This is a genomic window from Haloterrigena salifodinae (assembly GCF_003977755.1).
GTDB classification, from domain to species: domain Archaea; phylum Halobacteriota; class Halobacteria; order Halobacteriales; family Natrialbaceae; genus Haloterrigena; species Haloterrigena salifodinae.
Genome location: NZ_RQWN01000007.1, coordinates 81074 through 101497 on the forward strand (window position 1 = coordinate 81074; position 20424 = coordinate 101497).

Annotated in this window: 21 protein-coding genes and 1 pseudogene; 10 read left to right on the forward strand and 12 right to left on the reverse strand. The window is 62.5% G+C overall.

Translation table 11 applies throughout. The annotated features are described in order from the left end of the window. Positions 1-418: 418 nt before the first annotated feature. Both EH209_RS24450 and EH209_RS22525 read left to right on the forward strand, forming a co-directional pair. Positions 419-799, forward strand: coding sequence for a hypothetical protein (locus EH209_RS24450; protein WP_211338416.1), 381 nt, complete (start codon positions 419-421; stop codon positions 797-799). A 96-nt stretch (positions 800-895) separates the two neighbouring features. Then, positions 896-3103, forward strand: a complete 2208-nt coding sequence (locus tag EH209_RS22525) for a PKD domain-containing protein (RefSeq protein WP_126665050.1) — start codon at positions 896-898, stop codon at positions 3101-3103. Between the two features lie 81 nt (positions 3104-3184). Here the strand turns inward: EH209_RS22525 and msrA are convergent, their stop codons facing one another. Beyond that, positions 3185-3718 carry a peptide-methionine (S)-S-oxide reductase MsrA gene (gene msrA, locus EH209_RS22530; protein WP_126665051.1) on the reverse strand — a complete coding sequence of 178 codons (534 nt, stop codon included), beginning with the start codon at positions 3716-3718 and terminating at the stop codon, positions 3185-3187. Between the two features lie 129 nt (positions 3719-3847). Between msrA and EH209_RS22535 the strand changes: the two genes are divergently transcribed. Continuing rightward, complete coding sequence (locus EH209_RS22535; RefSeq protein ID WP_126665052.1) at positions 3848-4621, forward strand: enoyl-CoA hydratase/isomerase family protein; 774 nt, start codon at positions 3848-3850, stop codon at positions 4619-4621. A gap of 50 nt (positions 4622-4671) precedes the next feature. On the opposite strand, the gene EH209_RS22540 is transcribed toward EH209_RS22535, so the two are convergent. The 4 genes and pseudogenes from EH209_RS22540 to EH209_RS24865 all read right to left on the reverse strand — a co-directional run. Further along, positions 4672-5334, reverse strand: coding sequence for a 2,5-diamino-6-(ribosylamino)-4(3H)-pyrimidinone 5'-phosphate reductase (locus EH209_RS22540; protein WP_126665053.1), 663 nt, complete (start codon positions 5332-5334; stop codon positions 4672-4674). A gap of 123 nt (positions 5335-5457) precedes the next feature. Continuing rightward, the gene (locus EH209_RS22545) at positions 5458-6051 is read right to left on the reverse strand and encodes a cupredoxin domain-containing protein (RefSeq protein WP_126665054.1); all 594 of its coding nucleotides are present in this window, start codon (positions 6049-6051) and stop codon (positions 5458-5460) included. A 119-nt stretch (positions 6052-6170) separates the two neighbouring features. Beyond that, a complete protein-coding gene (locus tag EH209_RS22550) occupies positions 6171-7040 on the reverse strand; it encodes a ZIP family metal transporter (RefSeq protein WP_126665055.1) in 870 nt (289 codons plus the stop codon). A 251-nt stretch (positions 7041-7291) separates the two neighbouring features. Beyond that, positions 7292-7412 (reverse strand): annotated as a pseudogene (locus EH209_RS24865) (2,5-diamino-6-(ribosylamino)-4(3H)-pyrimidinone 5'-phosphate reductase); the annotation flags it as partial. A gap of 278 nt (positions 7413-7690) precedes the next feature. Here EH209_RS24865 and EH209_RS22560 point away from each other — a divergent pair. The 5 genes from EH209_RS22560 to EH209_RS22580 all read left to right on the forward strand — a co-directional run bounded on the left by EH209_RS22560 (position 7691) and on the right by EH209_RS22580 (position 13233). Beyond that, a complete protein-coding gene (locus EH209_RS22560; protein WP_126665138.1) occupies positions 7691-8626 on the forward strand; it encodes a hypothetical protein in 936 nt (311 codons plus the stop codon). Between the two features lie 198 nt (positions 8627-8824). Next, a complete protein-coding gene (locus EH209_RS22565) occupies positions 8825-10108 on the forward strand; it encodes a Single-stranded DNA binding protein (protein WP_126665056.1) in 1284 nt (427 codons plus the stop codon). Beyond that, positions 10105-11964 carry a hypothetical protein gene (locus EH209_RS22570; protein WP_126665057.1) on the forward strand — a complete coding sequence of 620 codons (1860 nt, stop codon included), beginning with the start codon at positions 10105-10107 and terminating at the stop codon, positions 11962-11964. The genes EH209_RS22565 and EH209_RS22570 overlap by 4 nt, the downstream gene beginning before the upstream one ends. A 10-nt stretch (positions 11965-11974) precedes the next feature. After that, positions 11975-12835 carry a metallophosphoesterase gene (locus EH209_RS22575; protein ID WP_126665058.1) on the forward strand — a complete coding sequence of 287 codons (861 nt, stop codon included), beginning with the start codon at positions 11975-11977 and terminating at the stop codon, positions 12833-12835. 95 nt (positions 12836-12930) lie between these two features. After that, complete coding sequence (locus EH209_RS22580) at positions 12931-13233, forward strand: hypothetical protein (RefSeq protein WP_126665059.1); 303 nt, start codon at positions 12931-12933, stop codon at positions 13231-13233. A gap of 29 nt (positions 13234-13262) precedes the next feature. Here the strand turns inward: EH209_RS22580 and EH209_RS22585 are convergent, their stop codons facing one another. Further along, positions 13263-13622: a hypothetical protein gene (locus tag EH209_RS22585; protein WP_126665060.1), complete on the reverse strand. Its 360-nt coding sequence runs from the start codon at positions 13620-13622 to the stop codon at positions 13263-13265. Positions 13623-13719: 97 nt separating this feature from the next. Beyond that, complete coding sequence (locus EH209_RS22590; RefSeq protein ID WP_126665061.1) at positions 13720-14094, reverse strand: hypothetical protein; 375 nt, start codon at positions 14092-14094, stop codon at positions 13720-13722. Between the two features lie 245 nt (positions 14095-14339). Between EH209_RS22590 and EH209_RS22595 the strand changes: the two genes are divergently transcribed. Beyond that, on the forward strand, positions 14340-14573 hold the full coding sequence (locus EH209_RS22595) for a MarR family transcriptional regulator (RefSeq protein ID WP_126665062.1): 234 nt from the start codon (positions 14340-14342) through the stop codon (positions 14571-14573). Positions 14574-14623: 50 nt separating this feature from the next. Here the strand turns inward: EH209_RS22595 and EH209_RS22600 are convergent, their stop codons facing one another. The 3 genes from EH209_RS22600 to EH209_RS22610 form a co-directional block, all read right to left on the reverse strand. Then, entirely contained in the window at positions 14624-15889 is a 1266-nt protein-coding gene (locus EH209_RS22600; RefSeq protein WP_126665063.1) for a Cdc6/Cdc18 family protein, read from the reverse strand. Between the two features lie 749 nt (positions 15890-16638). Next, positions 16639-17994 (reverse strand): type I glutamate--ammonia ligase, encoded by a 1356-nt coding sequence (gene glnA / locus EH209_RS22605; protein ID WP_126665064.1) that lies wholly within the window; start codon positions 17992-17994, stop codon positions 16639-16641. 317 nt (positions 17995-18311) lie between these two features. Then, positions 18312-18647 carry a hypothetical protein gene (locus tag EH209_RS22610; RefSeq protein ID WP_126665065.1) on the reverse strand — a complete coding sequence of 112 codons (336 nt, stop codon included), beginning with the start codon at positions 18645-18647 and terminating at the stop codon, positions 18312-18314. A gap of 402 nt (positions 18648-19049) precedes the next feature. Here EH209_RS22610 and EH209_RS22615 point away from each other — a divergent pair, with 402 nt between their 5' ends. Beyond that, on the forward strand, positions 19050-19400 hold the full coding sequence (locus EH209_RS22615; protein WP_126665066.1) for a thioredoxin family protein: 351 nt from the start codon (positions 19050-19052) through the stop codon (positions 19398-19400). A gap of 63 nt (positions 19401-19463) precedes the next feature. Here the strand turns inward: EH209_RS22615 and EH209_RS22620 are convergent, their stop codons facing one another. Continuing rightward, positions 19464-19826: a hypothetical protein gene (locus tag EH209_RS22620; protein WP_211338417.1), complete on the reverse strand. Its 363-nt coding sequence runs from the start codon at positions 19824-19826 to the stop codon at positions 19464-19466. 104 nt (positions 19827-19930) lie between these two features. After that, the gene (locus EH209_RS22625) at positions 19931-20350 is read right to left on the reverse strand and encodes a hypothetical protein (RefSeq protein WP_126665067.1); all 420 of its coding nucleotides are present in this window, start codon (positions 20348-20350) and stop codon (positions 19931-19933) included. Positions 20351-20424 lie beyond the last annotated feature (74 nt).

Here is a 20424-nt window from a genome sequence, read left to right on the forward strand (position 1 = left end):
CATCTATTAGATCTACATTCACGATAAGTAATCTATAAAGACGCCATATATGAAGTGTTGGATCTCTCACATAGGAATGTTTAAGAATTGAGTGTCCCTCTAACAAAACATAATGGACCAGGAGAAATTCAAATTAAATGATATAAATTATCGGTTACTTCTCGTTGTGGCAATCGTCGGAATGGTTCTCGTCTCGGCAACTGCCCCCGCTCTCGCCGTTCAAGGGAACGAAACGACCGCCAACGAGTCGTCTGAACCAGCGGACGCGGTCTGCGAACCCGGTGCAAACGAACCGGAGATGGAACAGGCGCGGTTACACGCCAGCGATACGACCGTTGAGACGGGTAGTCCGGGACGAATCTCGGGCGGATTTCAGGTCAGTCCGACTGCGAACTGCCCCGTCGTTGTCCACATCACGATGAGCGTTCCCAGCGGCGTGACGATTTCCGGAGGGTCTGATTTCACCTCCAGCGGGGCCGGAATGGTCACCAGTCGCTTTACCGTTTCACCCGGAGCGAATATCAAGGATATCGCTGCCGAAGTGTACAGCGACGAGACCGGCGAACGAACCGTCACCGCGGACATCCAGTACTGGCCCGAGGGCCACGAGGACCGTTCGCGGGAGATTGACGGCCTGAGCTTTACCTTCGATGTTGAAGAGCCGACGACGCCGAACGACGAGTCTAACGCCGAGAGCGACGACGCGAACGCACTCTCCGGCGGGTTCACGACGCCGGCGATTCTTGGCGTTCTGTTGTCAACAGCGGCGGTACTGATCGCTCGTTCATTCGACCGATAACGGTCCACTCATGATTATTTATCAACATGTCATCAGATCGTTCGAGAACACAATGACTACGCTCTTTAGCACGGATCATCACGAATATCGGCTGCCATGATACGGACTACGTTTATTTTCATCGCTTATATTCTGTTATTCATACCGGTCGTCGCGGGGATCAGCGGAAGCGCGACGCTGGGAGCATCAAACGCCGATATCAAATCGATTACCTCTTCGTCGCCGACCGCGTCGTTCGACTATACGCCCGAAACGCCGAATCCTGACGACACGATCACCCTCGACGCCAGTAACTCGAGCGACAATGGTTCGATTACATCCTACGAGTGGGATACCGACGGTGATGGCGACTACGGCGACGGTTACGACGCCAGCGACGGTCAAACAACGACTATCGAGTTCGACACTGGGGGCACCTACACGGTCGGACTCAGAGTCATCGATGATCAAGGAAATACGGATACGATCAGAAAACAGATTACCGTCGAAAATCCAGCACCCGAGGCATCATTTACCTACTCTCCGTCACCGCCGAACCCCGACGACACGATCACCCTCGACGCCAGTAACTCGAGTGATCCCGATGGCACGATCATGTCCTATGAATGGGATACCGACGGTGACGGCGACTACGGCGACGGTTACGACGCCAGCGACGGTCAAACAACGACTATCGAGTTCGATACTGGAGGCACCTATACGGTCGGACTCAGAGTAACAGATAATGGTGGCAAAACAGCTACTCAGACCCAGCAAGTCACCGTCGAGAACCCTGCCCCCTCGGCCTCGTTCGAGTATTCACCTGAGACGCCGAATCCCGACGACACGATCACCCTCGACGCCAGTAACTCGAGTGATCCCGATGGCACGATCATGTCCTATGAATGGGATACCGACGGTGACGGCGACTACGGCGACGGTTACGACGTCAATGACGGTCAAACAACGACTATCGAATTCGATACTGGAGGCACCTATACGGTCGGACTCAGAGTAACAGATAATGGTGGCAAAACAGCCACTCAGACCCAGCAAGTCACCGTCGAGAATCCTGCCCCCTCGGCTAGATTCACTGTCTCACCAGCGAAGCCGACACCTACCGACGAAATTACGCTCGATGCTAGCAATTCCAGTGATCCCGATGGCACAATCATATCCTATGAGTGGGATACCGACGGTGACGGTGACTACGGCGACGGTTACGACGCCAACGACGGCCAAACGACGACCGTCACCTATAATTCCGATGGGAGTTACACAGTCCGTCTGAAAGTGACTGACAACGGGGGCACGAGCACGACGAACAGCACAACGATAGCGGTCAGTATGCCACCAGTGCCTTCGCTGGATACGTCGTCCAATGTTGTCGGTCGGAATCGTCCTATCACCTTCGATGCGAGCCGATCGACCGATCCGGACGGAACTATTTCGGAGTACATCTGGCAGTTCGACGACGGCGAAACCGAACGCGGCGAGTCGATCAATCGGTCGTTCTCGGAACTCGGCCGCCACGAGGTAACGCTGATCGTCGCCGACGATTCGGGACACCGGGTCGAACGGTCGAGCGTGGTTACTGTTCTTCCGAAGCCGTCGGCAGCTATCACGGTCGATCCAGAGGATCCCATCGCGGGATCGTCCGTCAGACTCGAGGCGCGTTCCAATGACGATACTGATGAGTATGAGTGGGACGTCGACGGCGACGGGAACATGGACTACACGGGTGCGTCCGTCACACACACGTTCGACGACGCCGGCGATCATACGGTAACGGTAACCGCGACTAGCCAAGACGGTGTTGCAAATCAAACATCACGCGTGGTCTCGGTCGACCCCGACGCGTCGGTCGAGCTCACGTCGAATCTCGGAACGATCGAAGCGGGCGAGACGTCGATCGTCACGTTCAGTATTACGAACAATGTCCCGGACCGATCGGTCGATGCCCGCCTCCAGCTAGATCTACCCTCGACCGGTGTCTCGATCGCCGGCGTCGAAGGCGGGAGCGTCGAGAGCCGGAGTTCGACGAATTTTGTTACCGTCTCCGGTGGCGAACAGCAGTCGCTCCGGGTCCGAATGCGGTTCAACGAACCCGGCGACTACTCGATCGGCGCGGAGTCGATCTACTACTACGACAACTCGTCGAACGACCGGAAACAGTCGATTGAACCGATCACGGTGACCGTGACCGACCCCGGTTCCGAGTCTGATCAGTCTGGTTCCGCCAGTGGGACGCCCGGATTCGGCGCGTACGGTGCGCTCGTCGCGATCTGTCTCGGAGCCGCCGCGACAGCACGCAAAACCCAGTAACCGGTGTCTCGGTAACGGGCATGAAATGGATCAGGACTGAATACGAACCGGAACGAATGCAATGAAAGCGGTGCCGAAACGTCAGGCGTCGGCGGGAGTCTCTTCGACGAACTTCTCCCGAACTTTCTCGACTTTCGGGGCCGCGTGCATCGAACAGTAGGCGTCGTTGGGGTTCTTCTCGAAGTAGTCCTGGTGGTGCTCCTCGGCCTCGTAGAACGTCTCGAACGGCTCGATCTCGGTGACGATCCTGTCGTAGAGGCCCTCGTTCTCGAGTTCCGCGGCGAACGCCGCGGCGGTCTCGAGCTGGTCGTCGTCGTGGGCGTAGATCGCCGACCGGTACTGGCTGCCGACGTCCGGACCCTCGCGGTCCTTCGTGGTCGGGTCGTGGATCGTGAAGAAGACCTCGAGCAGGTCCGCGTAGGCGATCGCGTCGGGATCGTACTCGATCTGAACCACTTCCGCGTGGCCCGTCTTTCCGGAACAGACCGCCTTGTACGTCGGGTCTTCGGTATGGCCGCCGGCGTAGCCGGAGGTGACCGACTGGACCCCCTCGAGTTCCTTGAACGCCGCTTCGACACACCAGAAACATCCGCCGCCGAACGTGGCTCGTTCCATGGACTCGAGTAGGGCGCGCTCGAGGAAAGATGTGACGGGTCCAGACTCGACGGTCGCTTTCGTCCGCGCTCATGGACCAAGACTACCGCGGTGCCAAGGGATTTCACGGCGGCCATTGAACCCCGGCGTATGTCCTGGGAGACCGTCGAACTCGAGTGGGACGGAGACGTGGCAACGATAACGGTCGATCGACCCGAGGCGCTCAACGCCTTGAACGTCGAGACTCTCGAGGCGATGGGCGAGGCCATCTCTGAGGCGGCCGACGAGGACGCCCGCGCCCTCGTCCTGACCGGCGCCGGCGACGACGCGTTCATCGCCGGCGCGGACATCGGCTACATGCAGGATCTCTCGACCGCTGAAGCCCAGGAGTGGGGCGCCCTCGGGCACGACGTCGCCGACACGCTCGCGGCGTTCCCCGCACCGACGATCGCCGCGGTCAACGGCTACGCGTTCGGCGGCGGCTGCGAGATGGCCATCGCCTGCGACCTCCGCGTCGCCGGCGAGTCGGCTGTCATCGGCAACACGGAGATCGACCTCGGAATCATCCCGGGCTGGGGCGCGACCCAGCGCCTGCCGGAACTCGTCGGCGACGAGACTGCCCGCCGCATGATCTTCCTCGGCGAGCGACTGGACGCTGAATCCGCGGCGGAGGCAGGCCTGTTCGGCGAAGTGGTGGCCGACGACGCTCTCGAGGAGACCGTCGACGAGTTGGCCTCGCGGATTGCCGCGAAGCCAGCCGTCGCGATGCGCGCCGCGAAACAGGCACTCAACCAGCGCCACGAGGGGTCGCAGACCAGCGGCCTTGAGTACGAGAAGCGGGCGTTCGCCAGCCTGTTCGGGACGCCGGATCAGCGCGAGGGGATGGCGGCGTTCGTGGAGGATCGAGAGCCCGAGTTCGAATAGGAGCGTCCATTTGTAGCATTTACTCGCCCTCCCCTACCAAGCGGTGTCTCTCAGTGCTCCACCGTCCAGCACAGCAATGCTCCCTCGTCCAGTCGCTCGAGGCGCTCAAGGCGCAACTGCGGAAACGCCTCGACGAACCCCTCGCCGTCGGCCAGCGTCGGGGCGTCGCGGCCGCCGATGACTTTCGGGCCGACGAACGTCCGTAACTCGTCGACCAACCCGGCCTCGAACAGCGAGAAGATGAGTTCGCCGCCGCCCTCGACCATGATCTGCTTGAGGCCCGCCGACTCGAGCGCCGCGAACGCCCGCAGGAGGTCGACGCGCTCGTCGCCGGCGGTCACGAGCTCCGCGCGGTCGGCCAGCTCCAGCCGCGTATCGACTGGGGCGGCCTCGCTGAGACAGACGTAGGTCGCCGCCGCGTCGTCCAGCACCGCGGCGTCGGTCGGGGTGCGCCCCTTCGAATCGACGACGACGCGAGCCGGCTGTTTCGGTTCGCCCCGCTCGAGGCGCTCGTTGCACAGCGATTCGTCCTTCACTGTCAGGTGCGGATCGTCGGCGAGGACGGTTCCGACGCCGACGACGACGGCGTCGCTGTTGGCTCGGAGTCGGTCGACGCGCTCGAAGTCTGCTTCGCCGCTGATCGCGATCTGCTCGCGACGCCGCGAGGAGAGTTTACCGTCTGCGCTCGCGGCGGCGTTGACGACGACGTGCATGGGTCTCCTCCGTGGCCGTCCGTAAAGAAACACCGTGAACTGACCGCCGTAACCGCTCGGCTCGACCGTCGATGCTATCGGTCACGATTCTCGCCGCTGCTCGCGACCGTCGCCGGCGATCGGTTACTGGACTTCGATGTCGCCGTTCATCGTCGCCTGATGGGGCTCGCAGATGTACTGGGACATCTCGCCGGTGACCTCATCGATCGAGAGGGTCTGGGTCTCCCCTTGCTCCGTCATGATTTCGGTCTCGTAGTCGTCGACGACCTCGTCGTTGTCGTCGAGAATCTGGATGTTGTGGCCGGCGCCGTCCAGGTTCTCCCACGTGATATCGTAGGATTCGCCCTCTTGCAGGACCAGCGTCGGGTTCGTTTGGTCGGCGATCTGTTGGGGTTCTTGGCCCTGCCAGCCCTGAGTCTCGCCGCCGAGCATGATCTCTGTGCCGGGTTCGATCGCGCTGCCACCGCCACTGCCTCCTTCCGTCTCGTTAGCAGTCTCATTGCCGGTTTCGTTGCCGGTTTCGTTAGCAGTCTCGTTGCTGGTTTCGTTGCCGGTTTCGTTAGCAGTCTCGTTGCCAGTCTCGTTCCCGGTCTCGTTCCCGTTTCCGTTACCGTCCGGTCCCCCACCACCGCCGCACCCGGCGAGCGCGGCCGCGATGGCCGCGCCACCGCCGAGTCGAAGCACCGTCCGCCGAGACGTCTGGCTCCCTCTTGTCATGATACCTCTTACCATGGGTGGTCAAATCGCATAAATCGGTGGCAAGAACCTTAATGGCGACTGATTTCGCTATCGGCCCTTCGAACTCGCGATCCGTTGCCGGCCGGTACCTGCCGCGCTCAGACGGCGAGTCCGACGTCGACGACGACCATCACGACGAAGCCGACGACGAACGTCAGCGTGGCCTCGTCGGCGTAGCCGTGGCCGTGGCTCGCGGGGATCATCTCCCGGAAAATGACCGCGAGCATCGTTCCGGCGGCGAAGCCGGCCGCCACCGGGAAGAGCCCGGTGACGACCGCGACGAGGGCGAAGCCGATCGCGGCCGCGATCGGTTCGGGGACCGCGCCGGAGAGCGTCGTGTAGAGGATCGTCTTCGGCTTCGAGAGGCCGGTTTGACTCGCCGGGATCGCCATCGCGAAGCCGTCAGGAACGTTCTGGACGGCGATCGCGACCGCCAGTGCGATCCCGACGCTCTCGAGGCCGCCGGCGAAGGCGATGCCGATCGCCAGCCCCTCCGGGACGTTGTGGATGGTGATCGCGCTGCCAACGAGAATCGCCTGCCGGAGGTCGTCGTCCGGCGCGGGAACGACGTCCTCGCCGCGCGCGTCGGCGTCGGTCCCTTCGCCGGACGGCGACGACGATGGCGGCGCGGCCTCGAGTTCCACCTCCGATCCCGAAATCGGCGGATAGGTCCCGTCCGTCTCGCCCGTGATGAGCAGGTGAATGTGTGGGATGAGCCGGTTCGCGGCCAACAGGAAGACGCTGCCGAGAAGAACGCCGGCGACGACCTCCCACAGCGAGCCGAACTCGAGGCCGGGGACGACCAGCGCGAAGACGGCCGCGCCGAACATGATCCCGGCCGCGAGGCCGAGCGCGGCGTCGTAGAAGCGGTGGCTGATCCGCTCGGTCACGTACACCGGCAGTGCGCCGAGCCCGGTCGCTGCGCCGGCCAACGCTGCGATCATCACGACTTCTCCGAGCGTGCTCACGAGTGTCTCACTATCGCAGGTACTCTGGGAAAACGTTCACGATCGATGAAATTCGACGTCGTTCGCTCGACTATCGGCGCTCGATCACTCGGGACGACGGGGATCGTCGCTCGAATCGGGCAGGATCCGGTAGACGAGGTAACCGATCAGCAGGGCGAAGGCGAACGTGGCGACGGTTTCGCCGAACAGGCCGGCGGCGTACAGGGCTCGCGTCAGGATTCGGATGACGACGAGTCTGCCGACTCGAGCGCTGCGGATGCCCCCAGGAGGTCGACGCGCTCGAAGTCCGCTTCGCCGCTGATCGCGATCTGCTCGCGGCGCCGAGGAGAGTTTATCGTCCGCGCTCGCGGCGGCGTTGACGACGACGTGTATACCGTCTCTTCGGAGGGGATCCCCAAGAAGATCCGGTGTTTCGCCGCCGTCGGTGACGGCCACGACCGGACGATTTGGCCGCGACGAGCGGCGAACCGATCGCGGGCGCGGTGAACTTGAACCTCGATTCACGTTGGACATCGTGGTAACAATCGCCATCGCGTTTATTATTTCCCGAGTTATCATCCGATAATATTATGGTCATTATGAATGAATAGTCATTCATGGCCCTACAGGAAAAACTGAATATGGCGAAGGGGACACTTACCACCCCCTTTATGCGACGTCAACTCCTGCTGTCCTCTGTTCTCGGTCCGATCCAGAAGCGGATCCGGGGAAACGACGGCGAGTACGTCATGGATGCGGACTGGGATAACCTGATTATCCTCGACGGCTGTCGATACGACCTGTTCACGCAGATCTATGCCAAGCATTCGTTAGACGGAGAACTCTCCCGGTTTCAGTCCCGAGGTAGTTCGTCGCCGGAGTTCCTCTCCGAGAACTTCGAGGGGCGGTCCTACAACGACACCGTCTACGTTACCGCAAACCCTCACGAGAAACGCGTTCTTGACGACGTGTTTTACGATACGGACCGCGCCTGGATCGACGACTGGGACGACGAAGACGGGACCGTCCTCCCGGGGGTTCTTTCCGAACACGCTCGGGCCGCTCACGACGCTTATCCGAACAAGCGGCTGATCGTCCACTTCATGCAGCCTCACGTCCCGTTCATCGGCGAAACGCAACTCGATGTCGACAGCGAAATCACGAACGGACTTCGGGATATGATGCTCGAAGGTTCGATGGACGACGCGCCCGGATTCGTCTGGGAGGAGTTGCAAAACGGCGCGATCGAAGAGGGCGTCTTCTGGGAAGCCTATCGCGATAACCTGATTCGGGTGCTCGAGGAGGCCGTTCCGCTCGCCGAGGATCTCCCGGGGAAGACGGTGATCACGGCCGATCACGGAAACGCGCTCGGCGAGTGGGCGACGCCGTTCCCGGTCCCGGTTTACTTCCACCCGACGAACATCCGTATGCCGGAACTGAACACCGTCCCGTGGTTCGTTCCGCCCTATTCGGAGCGAAAACGGATCGTGCGATCGGGCGCCGCTCCCGCGGAGACGATCGAGGAGCCTGCTGCAGCCGACGAATCGGCCGAATCCGACGAGAGCGCTGTCGAAGACCGCCTCTCGGCGCTTGGCTACGTGGACTAATACTGCCGGACGGACCGACTTCGGAGTGACTGCTGTCCGGGAGTCTATCGACTCCACTGCACACCCACCTCCACTGCTTACTCGGCCGTACTCGCGGTCCGGTTGAGCAACTGTGACCGCCTGCCAAAATCCATTCGAACTTTTTACTTTCACCCTGTTGCGGGAACGCTTTTGAAGCCCCCGCACGAAGGGCAAGTGATGGAACTCGACGATCATGCCGAGGATCTCGCCTCCGACCTCGGTGTCGACAAAGAGGAGGTCAAATCCGACCTGCAGAACTTGGTGGAGTACAGCGTTCCCGTCGACGAGGCCAAACAGAGCCTACGACGGAAGTACGGCGGCGGCTCGAGCGGCGGCGGCGTCCCCTCGAGCAAGGACATCGCCGAGATTACGCCCGAGGACGGCAACGTCACCGTGACTGGTGTGGTCCTGACGTCCGGCAAGCGCTCGATCCGCTACCAGGGCTCGGACCACGTTATCGTCGAAGGCCGACTGGCCGACGAGACCGGCGCGATCGATTACACCGCCTGGGAGGACTTCGGGCTCTCGGCCGGCGACACGATCACCGCGGGCAACGCGGGCGTCCGCGAGTGGGACGGCGAACCCGAGCTCAACTTGGGCGAGAGCACCTCGCTGTCCTTCGAGGACGACTCGCTCGACATTCCCGCGGCCTACGCCGACGAGATCGGCGGCGACGCCCAGTTAGCCGATCTCCAGACCGGCGACCGCGCGGTGAACATCGAGGTGGCCGTCGTCGAGTGCGAACGACGGACGATCGACGGCCGCGACGGCGAGACCGAAATCTTGAGCGGCGTCTTCGGCGACGAGAGCGGCCGCCTGCCCTTCACGAACTGGGATCCCGCCCCCGAAATCGAGGACGGCGGTGCCGTCCGGATCGAGAACGCCTACGTACAGGAGTTCCGGGGCGTTCCGGAAGTGAACGTCTCGGAGTTCTCGACGGTCACCGCCCTCGACCGCGAGATCGAGGTTGGGGCTGATTCGACGACGATGGACGTCGGCGAGGCCGTCCGAACCGGCGGCATCTACGACGTCGAACTCGTCGGCAACGCCATCGCGGTTCGCGACGGATCCGGACTGATCCAGCGCTGCCCCGAGTGTTACCGCGTCATTCAGAAGGGCCAGTGTCGCACCCACGGCGACGTCGACGGGATCGACGACCTCCGGGTGAAGGCGATCCTCGACGACGGCACCGGCGCCGTCACCGTCGTCCTGGACGACGAACTTACCGAGGACGTCTACGGCGGTACGCTCGAGGATGCCTTAGAACAGGCCCGCGAGGCGATGGACCAGGAGGTCGTCGCCGACACGATCCGCGAGCATATCGTCGGGAAGGAGTACCGCGTTCGCGGCCACCTCTCGGTCGACGAGTACGGCGCGAACGTAGACGCCGAGAGCTTCGAGGAGAGCGCCGACGATCCTGAGGCGCGTGCCGCCGCCTTCCTCGAGGAGGTGAGAGCATGAGCGCGAACGGCAACGGCGAGGACGACGAGGAGATTCCGGGACGCGAAGTCGCCTACCGACTGTTCGCCGCGGAGTACGACGACGCGTCGTTCTCCTACGCCGAAAGCGACGAGGAACGGGCACCAAACTACGTCATCTCGCCGACCGGCGCACGGCTCAACCGCGTCTTCACCGTCGGGACCCTCACCGAGATCACCGCGGTCAACGACGAGATGGTCCGGGCCCGCGTCGTCGATCCGACCGGCGCCTTCGTCGTCTATGCCGGCCAGTACCAGCCCGACGAACTCGCGACGCTCGAGCAACTCGAGCCGCCCGAATTCGTCGCGGTGACCGGGAAGGCCCGCACCTTCCAGCCCGACGACTCGGATCAGGTCTACACCTCGCTCCGCCCGGAGAGCATTGCGACGGTCGACGCCGACACCCGCGATCGCTGGGTCGTCAGCGCGGCTGAGCAGACCGTCGAGCGCGTCGGCACCTATGCCGCGGCCGTGGAAAGCGGCACCAGCGGCGAGGCGCTGACCGACGCGCTCCTCGAGGCCGGCGTCGACAAAGGCCTCGCGGCGGGAATCCCGCTCGCACAGGACCACTACGGGACGACGCCGGACTACCTCGCGGCCCTGCGCGACTGCGCCCTCGAGGCCGTCGAGGTCGTCGCGGGCGAGCGCGACCAGGTCGAGGCGTTTTCGCTTTCGCCCGAGGACTCGAGTCCCGACGCCGACGCCTCGTTCGCGTCGCTGGCCGACCTCGTCGACCTCGATCTCGAGGGTCTCGAGACGGCACCGGCGGTCGAAACTGGGTCCGACTCCGACTCCGAGCCTGAGCCCGAACCGGAGCCGGCCGCGGCGACGGCCGGTACCGGTTCCGCCGCGGGGACGGCGACGAGCACCGACCGCGAGGCTTCGACGACCGACGTCGAGGTCGAATCCGAAGAGGCGGACGCCGTCGAGTCGGAATCCGAGACGGAGCCGCCGACGGAATCGACCCCCGAAAGCGCCGACCCGGCCGCCGAGACGACCGAGGCGACGCCCACCGGAACGGGCGTGACCGACGCCGAGGCCGACGCGACGGCCGACGTCGCCGCCACCGACGATCCGAGCGCCACCGACTCTGAGCCGGCCAAAGCAGACACCGGACTCGACGAGACGGACCTCGACGAGTCCGAGACGACGGACGAAGCCACCGAGGCTGACGTCAACCTCGAGAGCGACACTGAGACGGGTGCCGACCTCGAGACTGGTGCCGAGACCGACGAGGATCTTGGCGACTTCGACGCCGACGACGTCGGTGACGGCGGGATGTACGAGATGGACGAAGAGGAGCGCGAACAGCTCGAAGAGGAGTTCGGCGCCGAGTTCACGACCGGCGCGGAGGTCAAGGAACCCGGCGAGGCCGACATCGACGTGCCCGAACCCGACGACGAACCCGTCGACGAGTTCGAGACCGAAAGTGAGGCGGCTGCTGACGCCACGACGAGCGACGAACTCGACGCGTCCGACGAAGCCGAAACCGAGTCGGCCGACGACCTCGGCGCGCCGCCGTCGTCGGGACTCGAGGCCGACGCGGAAGCGGAACCCGACGAAGACGACGCGACCGCTGAATCCGCCGCGACGGAGCCCGACGAGGGCGCGACCGACGACTCCGAGGAGGAGTCTGCGGCGGACGTCGACCTTGAGGACTACGTCGTCGAAACGATGGAGGACCTCGACGACGGCGATGGCGCCGACCGGACCGAACTCGTCGAGCGAGTCGCCGACGAGACCGGCGCCGCCGAGGGCGAGGTCGAGGACGCGATCCAGGATGCCCTGATGGGCGGCCAGTGTTACGAGCCCGACGACGAGACGCTGAAGGCGATCTGATCGACGACTGATGTCCGACGCGCCTCGCGGTTCGGCACCACCCCGCGTCGAGCCCGTCCCCGGCGAACCGGCCGCGACCGCGACCGTCGGGACCGAGCGCGTCCTGCTCGTCGCCGACTATCACGCCGGCTACGAGGCCGGACTGCGCTACGAACGCGGCGTCGACGTCCCGAGTCGCGCCCCCGACCGACGGGAGCGACTGCTGCGTTTGATCGAGCGCACCAACCCCGACCGCCTCGTCGTGCTCGGCGATCTGATGCACTCGATCGGCGACCCGGGCGGCGCCGAGCGCGGCGAACTCGAGGTGCTCTTCGAGGCGTTCCCGACCTCGCTCTCGGTGACGGTCGTGAAGGGCAACCACGACGGCGGAATCGAGGACTGGCTCACCCCCGAAAGCGAGCGCGAGGTCGCCGCCCTCGAGTTCGATCCCGAAGCCGTGACGGTTACGCCCGGCGCCGGCGTCGCGCTCGGTGGTGGTGCCGTCGGCGTCTGCCACGGCCACACGTGGCCTGCCCCCGAGGTGCTCGAGTGCGACGTCGTCTGTCTGGGCCACGAACACCCCTGCGTCCGCCTCGAGGACGAGGTCGGCGGCAGCCGCGTCGAACGGGCGTGGCTCCGCGGCCGTCTCGATCCGGCGCCGTTCCGCGAGCGTTCCGAGTACGAGCACGTCTCGTGGCTCGAGCGGGACGGCGAGACGCCGCCCCGGCCGCCACGGATCGTGGTCGTGCCGGCGTTCAACGACCTCGTCGGCGGCACGTGGGTGAACCTGGCGAACCAGTCGTTTCTCTCACCGTTCCTGCCCGCGGGGCTGGCCGACGGCGAGGCCTATCTGTTAGACGGGACGCGGCTCGGGCCGTACGACGCGGTTTGACCGCTCGCAGCGCCCGTCCATCGTTCACCGGTACCGACCCGAGCGCCAGCGCATGTAAGCCGAACCGCCAACACGGGACCGAGTGAACGGGACGTATGACCATGGAAACCTACCGGCTCGAGGTGCGGGAGGTCGAGACCAACGGAATCGACGCCGACGTCTACGGCGCTGACGACGTGATCGAGGAGTCGACTCGAGTCGTCTACGCGGACCACAACCTCGAGCCGCCGGCCTCACGGGACGAAGAGCCGTCCTACACGGAGGAGGTCACGGCCGACGTGACGACGCTCGACCTGCAGTACGAGCGCGACGACGGTGGCTTCGAGTTCCGCCTGCTTGGCGATCGCGACGAACTGACACGAGTCAGGGTCGACGACGAGGAGTGGGACCTGAACTGAGGGGGTCGCGGCCGCGATCGACCGTCGTCTCAGGCCTGCCGAGTGGCCTCGGGGAAATTGAGATTTTGGGCGACGACCTCGGCCAGTCGCTCGGCCAGCGGACTGCGGTCGATTGTCGCCGTCCGGTGGAACCACGCCTGAACGAAACACGGGAGCGCGGCGGCGAGACTCGCGACCCCGCTTACTGGCCAGAGCGTTCCACCGCTTGCGAGCCACGCGACGCTTCCGACGCCAACGAGACAGCAGACCGCGCCGCTGGCGGCGTACGCTCGCCAGAGCCGCGGCGCTCGAGCCCGCTGCTCGTCGGTGTACGAGCGCGCCTCGGCGACGCAGAAGACGCCGCCGACCGTGAGGACGAGCGCGAGGAAGCCGAAGAACGCGGTGAGCATATTCGGACGTTCTCTCCGGGCGCACATAATTGTTTCCCGACTAACACGTTCAGACGACGAAACCGGACGCCGTTTCGCGGGGCGGAGTATCGTCCTCTCACCAACTGCTGTTCTCTCGTTGGACCGTCTTCGACTCGATGCGGTCCCCGTCGCGCCACTGGTAGTAGTAGTAGGCCGTGCCGGCGATCTCCTTGACCGTGACCGTCGCTCGGTCCGGGACGCCCTCGGGGTACTCGTGGCCGTCGTCGATATCCTCACCGACGTCGCCGTCGGGGTTGCTCGGAGTCGAACCCGTCGCCGCTCGTTCGTCCGACTCATCCGTGGCCGATTCCGTCCACGCTGCGAGGTCCTCGAGGTAGGCGGCGATAGCGCGGAGGTCGTCGGCGTCTCGATCCTCGAGTCGGGCCAGCGCCTCCCCGGCGTCGCGGTCGAGATCTGATGGCGGCGTCGGGCGGTCGCGATCGTTCGTCATCGGGTCGTCTCGAAGGTGGGTCGACGCCCGTAAAACTCCCGTCGGTTCCGACCCGTTGCCCGGTCGATCGGACGCCGCTGCACTACTCCGGGAGCGCCGCGGTCGTCAGCCGTCATGGCTGCTATCACCAACCATATTTTCCGCCCGACGAAAGTGTATCGAACCCTGTACTGTACTCCTTTATCCGATATATACACAATCCACGTGTGGATTTATATACACGAACGGGGACTCCACTGGTGACAATGAGTTCACAGAAGCAGCGACCGGAGCCCCAGATCGAACCGATTCCCGAGGAACTCGACTCCGCGCAGGCGAAACTCGTCTTCCTCTGTCTCGAGGCGACGGGCGGTGCCACGGTCGACGATCTGGGAGACCTGCTGGCGATGAAGAAACTCTCGATTCTGAGTCTTCTGAACGAACTCTCGAGCGAGAACCTGATCGAACGGCGCGGCGAGGAGTACGTCGTCCCGAACTGAGCGGGATGAGCAGGACGTTGGGATCTGTCGTTACAATCACCACACCGTGACTACTGGCGATTTTCTATGACGGCTTCGACCGTCGAGTCTAGTCTCGAGTCTCCACTCAGTTTCTCGATCACGATATCGATATCAACAGCTAGTTGATATTTATTTGTCATTCCGCGACCACGACCGCGCCCTGTTCGAGATCCATCGATGATGTTCCCATGAGCTAAATCATTGAGTTTCTCTCGGAACGTTCCCCGCTGATACACCTCGATACCAGCGTGTCTTCCGAGTCGCTTGTATCGTTTGTACAGGTCTGTCGTCGATTCTGGCGATGCGTCTGCTAACTCGGCTTCTAGAACAGTTAAGAGTGCAACCTTCCGCTGTGTCGTTTCTCCACTGATCGCCTTCCCTACGGTTTCTTCTTGGATCTCCTTCTGTGCTTTTCGGACGTGCTTCTCCTCGACGGTCGTTACCCCTTCGTCAAGCGCGAGGTCACAGGCTGTCGACAAAAGCCTAATTGCCTGCCTCGCGTCGCCCGTATCTCGCCCTGAAATTGCAGCGCAGAGCGGAATTACGTCCGATGCGAGAACGTCGCTCTCCAAGTAAGCGTACTCTTCTTTCCCATCTTCGAAATATGTGTTCTGAAGCCCTCGAACTGAGCGTCGAGCGAGAATATCTCGCAACTGATTTGCATCGTACGGACTGAAAACTACTTCGCGACTACCAAGCGAGGATCGGACATCAGAATCGAGATTTTCGTGAAATTGATAATCATTGGTAATACCGATTACGCCAAGCGAAACACCTTCGACTGTCGCCCGAGGTAACTCGTAGAGAACGTAATTGTCTTCTTCGATCCCGTCAATTTCGTCGAGCACGATCACTACAATTCCACCAATCTCCTCCAGAATTTCCTTCAGACGATCGAATAACTCCGTTTTGGTGTTTCCTCTCGGTTTATCTACGCTCCGATCGAGTCGCGTCTCTTCGGCTGCTTTTACGAGGTTGGAGAGAACGTTCCACGACTTTCGTGCGCCCTTGCAACTGATTCTCAATACGGTAAGATCGGTATCAGCGGTACCGTCGGCCCAGTTGACCAATTGCTGCGTCTTGAGATTTACAGCAACGGTTTTCCCTTGACCAGTTGGCCCGTATACTAAGATATTCCGTGGTGAGCCACCGAGGGTAATCGGTCGGAGCGCCGAATGAATCGTCGAGAGTTCCGTTTCCCGTTCGGGAAGTTTATTTGGTCGATACAGATCCGGTTCTGGATCCAGTACGTCGATGTTTTCGTAGATCGCCTGCCCTTCTCCGAACGACTCCATGGATGTGATTGTCTTGACACTCCTCCTATAAATAAGGCCTGAAATAGTGAACAGAGTGAACAGAGTGATCGGAGTGACCAGGGGGGTGGTCGGAGTGAAAACCGATCGATTCGGAGAACTGGCTAACCTCGTGGGGAGAGAGGGAGAGGGGGGATCGGAGTGTAAATCCCTCAAAAGACGGAGTGAGAGGCACTCAAGGACGATTCTCCAATTAGAGCGGTTTTCTCCGCTGTGTACGCTCGTTTATAGTCTGTACTGTAGTCTCTGATCATGTCTTTCTTGAAAACAAGCGGTCTGCTATTTCCCATAGATAAATTTTACTGTTACGGATATAATTGATGCTCTTGCATATACTAATCAGCCTTCTAAGGCGTGCTAACTAGAATTGTGAGTACACAGAGGAGATGCTGTGAACGTCCTTTATTTGTAGTTAACTCTATAGGTCCTTCCATCCCCGATAGCTTTTCACTCCGATCACCCCCCCCTCTCTCCCTCGGATGGTTTTCTCACTAATCTGGGTTAGATATCTCGAGAATATCCCCTCTTTGTCAAAGACACTAAAATGATGGGGTTGAGGAGAAGACACTGGACTGGACAGACTGGGGTGAGTCTGGGATACTCGAGGCGATGCAATCTCTAGTCCTGTGAAGATCGCAGTCGATGCATGGGCAGTGTTGATCCTGCTCTAGCAACACCGACAAAAACGAGTGAACAGGCGGAACGGAAACGGAGGTCGACTGCTGATATCGTCAGTACTGCTCGAGGTAGCGGTCGATCTCCCACTGAGAGACATCGACGAGGTATTCCTCGAACTCTTGACTCTTGGCTTCGATGAACTTCGGCGCGACGTGCTCGCCGAGCGCGTTATAGATGACTTCGTCCTCCTCGAGGGCCTCGACGGCCTCGCCGAGGTTCGACGGGAGCGTCTCGATGCCGTACTCCTCGCGTTTCTGTTCGTCGAACTCGTAGATGTTCTCCCGAACCGGGTCGGGACACTCGAGGTCTTGCTCGATGCCGTCGAGACCCGCGTGGATCATGACGGCGAAGGCGAGGTATGGATTACACGAGGGGTCCGGCGAGCGCAGTTCGACGCGCGAGGCCGCAGGGACGCGGGCGGCCGGCTTGCGGACCAGGGCCGAGCGGTTACGATCCGACCAGGCGACGTAGACCGGCGCCTCGTAGCCCGGAACCAGGCGCTTGTAGCTGTTGACCGTCGGGTTCGCGACCGCCGTGATCGCCGGCGCGTGCTCCAAGATACCCGCGAGGTAGGAGTGGGCGGTGTCGGAGAGGTTGAACTCGTCGTCCTCGTCGTGGAACGCGTTCTCGCCGCCCTCGGTCATCAGCGACATGTGCGTGTGCATCCCCGAGCCGTTGATCTTCGGGATCGGCTTGGGCATGAACGTCGCGTGCAGGTCGTGTTCGGCGGCGATGGCGCGAACGACGGTGCGGAACGTGGCGACGTTGTCCGCGGTCGCGAGCGCGTCGTCGTACTCGAAGTTGATCTCGTACTGGCCGCGAGCGACCTCGTGGTGGCTGGCCTCGATCTCGAAGCCCATGTCCTCGAGACCGTAGATGATGTCTCGGCGGACGTCGGAGGCGAGGTCTTTCGGCGCGAGGTCGAAGTAGCCGCCGTAGTCGGCGGTATCGGTCGTCGCGCGGCCCTCTTCGTCCTCCTCGAACATGAAGAACTCCGGCTCGGGCGCGAAGTTAACCTCGTACCCCATGTCGTTGGCGCGCTCGATGGCCCCTTTGAGGACGTTGCGCGGGTCGCCCTCGAAGGGCTCGCCTGTCGAGGTGTTGTAGACGTCACAGATCATCCGGGCGGAGGCCCCGTCCTCGCGCTGTCTCCAGGGGAGGACGGCGAACGTGTCCGGATCAGGAACCAGACGCATGTCCGATTCCTGAATGCGGACGAAGCCCTCGATCGAGGAGCCGTCGAAGTAGATACCTTCGGTGAAGGCCTTCTCGGCCTGGCGAGCCGGCACGGAGACGTTCTTTACCGTCCCCAGAATGTCGGTAAACTGCAGTCGAAGGAAGTCGATATCCTGTTCTTCGATCTCGTCCAGTACCTCCTCTTCCGCGGACGTGAGATTTCCGCTTGTCATCTTCTGACTGAGTAACCCATTGGATTCTACTACTAAAACTCTACTGTTGTTGGCGAATACTCCTATAGTGGAACAGATTTGGACGTGTGTTGTTTAGGAAAGGGTGTATGAGGGGTTGCAACTAACAACGACTGAAAAACGTCGGGGAAAACTGAATAGTCGTGTAGCGGTTACTGATCGACCGCTACGAACGGAGCAGAGACTGACACTGATCGGGACGCTCATCAGTCACCCATCGGGACGTCAGTCGCGACCGCACGCGACCAGCAGGGACGACCGCGACTCGCGGCGAGAGTGATCGGGTTCGGCCGGCGCCGTCAGCGCCGCAGTCGGTCGCTCGAGGGAACCGATATGGCCGCGACGCCAGCCAGTCCGACGTCGATGGTCGCTCGCCAGACCTGGATCGTGGTTCGAATCGTTCGCTGCCACGTCGCGGTCGGCCGAGCGGTCGATCGATCGGTCGTCGCGTCGTCGGGGAGCGGTCGCTTCGTCAGCGTCGTCTCGCAGACGGGGCAGTCGTATTCGACGTATCGGTCCCGCGTCCGGCGAACCCAGTCGCCGTCGATCGGGTTCGCGTGGTCGCACTCCCAGCAAAATAGGGTCGATTTCCGGGGTACTGACGGATTCTCGTTGGTAGTTGCGGGCCGAGTCATCGACTGGACCGACGGGTTCGGCGCGTAAAGCCATCGGCTACGGTTCGGATCGTCCACGCGAGTCGTCGTTCGTATACGAACGATTTCGTCCGAAACGGTGCGATCTCCCGGTTCGAAAACCGGCCGCGTCGGCGGCGGCTGCGGAGCGGTTGCGAGGGCCGCCGACGGTCGTCGGGGCGATCGACTCGAGGCCGCGCCCCGGTAACGCTTCAAACGAATTCATCCGAGTAGACCGCCGGCGAGTCCGTTCATCGCACGGGATCTCTCCGCCGACGGCGAGTCCGGTCGTCGTCGCGGACCGCTCCGCTTGCTCTACGGGAGACTCGTTTCGGTTCGGCTCACGTGACCCCCACCAGCGTCCGCCGACGGTACCGATTTCAGCGCGAAGCCGATAGGGATAGTATGGACGACCCGACCAAACCGACACACCTCGAGACCGGCGACGAGCTCGACGCCTTCCTCGAGGGCCACGACGTCGCCCTCGTCGAGTTCTACACCAGCGGCTGTACCATGTGTCAGGCGATGGAACCGGTTCTGGGCAACGTTGCCCGAGCGACCGGCGTCCCGGTCGCGCTGATCAACCCCGGGGACGATATCGGACTCGTCGAGCGGTTCGAGATCCGCTCGGTGCCGACGCTGATCCTGTTTTCCGACGGCGAGGAGATCGACCGTCGCGCCGAGGGGTTCGTCGGCGCCGACGACGTCGTTGCGATGCTCGAAGCCGACGTTCCCGAGGCCGTCGACGCGGCGTAGGTCCGGCCTTCTGCGAGGGCGCCCGAGCGTCGCCGCGCCGTCGTGCCGGCCGTCAGCCGCGAGTTACTCGTCCTCGGGCTCGAGCTCTGTCGGATCGACCTCGCCTTCGAGGTACTGCTCCCCTAACTCCGTGATGTCGTACATTCCGATGGCCTGTTTCACCAGCAGGCCGCGCTTGCTGAGCTCTCGACAGCGGTACGCGGCGTGGGGCGCGCGACAGACGTCCTCCGTTTCGATGTGGTCGGGATCGAAAATGTAACTCTCCCGCATCAACTCGAGGATCTTGTCGTCGACGGGGTCCATCCACTCGGCGGGGACGTCCGGTTCCGATTCCGCTTCTCCTTCTGCTTCTTCGGCCCCGTCGGTCGCGTCCGGGGCGTTCTCGTCCGGTACCTCATCACCGTCGTTCGCGTGCGGATCGGTCATGCTGATTCTCCCCGTGAATACGGTCGCGTCGGCCGGAAAAACGCAGTCGGGCTACAAGACACTGTTGCATCGTACCGTCGCGCTCGGGAGCTGAGACCGCCGAGCTACGTCTGCGATTCGGGGGCGGCGTAGTCCACGTGGACGTTCGGGACGGCGGCCGGGGACAGGCCCGTGATCCGGCGGTCGACGAGCGTCACGTCCGCGAGGTCGCCGGTGAACCGGAACCGGAGCGTCCCGGACTCGATCGTCCCCTCGAGGGTCGATCCCGAGAGGATCGTCGCCGATTCGCTCTCGTCGTCGACCAGTTCGATCGTCCCGTCGACCGTAATCTCGAAACTCGAGGGGGTGCCGTGTCCGATGATCGTCAGCGTGTTCGCTGACGAGTCGGCGTCCCGCGTGGTCGCGGCGATCGTGGCGGTCGTCGATTCGGCCGTCGCCGCCGCGGGCGTTCGATCGGCGAGATCGACGGCGACCGATCGATCGTCGTCCGTCTGCGCATCGTGGGTCGCGTACTGCCGTTCCATATACCGGATGATGTCGAGTATACAAGCATAAACTTTCCCACCTAACTATCGATCGGATTTGGTGGAATATGGTC

Coding starts and splice junctions, on each gene's coding strand:
- EH209_RS22595 (WP_126665062.1), top strand. CDS start 14,340: ATGAGTTCACAGAAGCAGCGACCGGAGCCCCAGATCGAACCGATTCCC.
- msrA (WP_126665051.1), bottom strand. CDS start 3,718: ATGGAACGAGCCACGTTCGGCGGCGGATGTTTCTGGTGTGTCGAAGCG.
- EH209_RS22600 (WP_126665063.1), bottom strand. CDS start 15,889: ATGGAGTCGTTCGGAGAAGGGCAGGCGATCTACGAAAACATCGACGTA.
- EH209_RS22610 (WP_126665065.1), bottom strand. CDS start 18,647: ATGACTCGGCCCGCAACTACCAACGAGAATCCGTCAGTACCCCGGAAA.
- EH209_RS22580 (WP_126665059.1), top strand. CDS start 12,931: ATGACCATGGAAACCTACCGGCTCGAGGTGCGGGAGGTCGAGACCAAC.
- EH209_RS22565 (WP_126665056.1), top strand. CDS start 8,825: ATGGAACTCGACGATCATGCCGAGGATCTCGCCTCCGACCTCGGTGTC.
- EH209_RS22625 (WP_126665067.1), bottom strand. CDS start 20,350: ATGGAACGGCAGTACGCGACCCACGATGCGCAGACGGACGACGATCGA.
- glnA (WP_126665064.1), bottom strand. CDS start 17,994: ATGACAAGCGGAAATCTCACGTCCGCGGAAGAGGAGGTACTGGACGAG.
- EH209_RS22545 (WP_126665054.1), bottom strand. CDS start 6,051: ATGACAAGAGGGAGCCAGACGTCTCGGCGGACGGTGCTTCGACTCGGC.
- EH209_RS22560 (WP_126665138.1), top strand. CDS start 7,691: ATGCGACGTCAACTCCTGCTGTCCTCTGTTCTCGGTCCGATCCAGAAG.
- EH209_RS22570 (WP_126665057.1), top strand. CDS start 10,105: ATGAGCGCGAACGGCAACGGCGAGGACGACGAGGAGATTCCGGGACGC.
- EH209_RS22620 (WP_211338417.1), bottom strand. CDS start 19,826: ATGACCGATCCGCACGCGAACGACGGTGATGAGGTACCGGACGAGAAC.
- EH209_RS22535 (WP_126665052.1), top strand. CDS start 3,848: ATGTCCTGGGAGACCGTCGAACTCGAGTGGGACGGAGACGTGGCAACG.
- EH209_RS22585 (WP_126665060.1), bottom strand. CDS start 13,622: ATGCTCACCGCGTTCTTCGGCTTCCTCGCGCTCGTCCTCACGGTCGGC.
- EH209_RS22590 (WP_126665061.1), bottom strand. CDS start 14,094: ATGACGAACGATCGCGACCGCCCGACGCCGCCATCAGATCTCGACCGC.
- EH209_RS22525 (WP_126665050.1), top strand. CDS start 896: ATGATACGGACTACGTTTATTTTCATCGCTTATATTCTGTTATTCATA.
- EH209_RS22615 (WP_126665066.1), top strand. CDS start 19,050: ATGGACGACCCGACCAAACCGACACACCTCGAGACCGGCGACGAGCTC.
- EH209_RS22540 (WP_126665053.1), bottom strand. CDS start 5,334: ATGCACGTCGTCGTCAACGCCGCCGCGAGCGCAGACGGTAAACTCTCC.
- EH209_RS24450 (WP_211338416.1), top strand. CDS start 419: ATGAGCGTTCCCAGCGGCGTGACGATTTCCGGAGGGTCTGATTTCACC.
- EH209_RS22575 (WP_126665058.1), top strand. CDS start 11,975: ATGTCCGACGCGCCTCGCGGTTCGGCACCACCCCGCGTCGAGCCCGTC.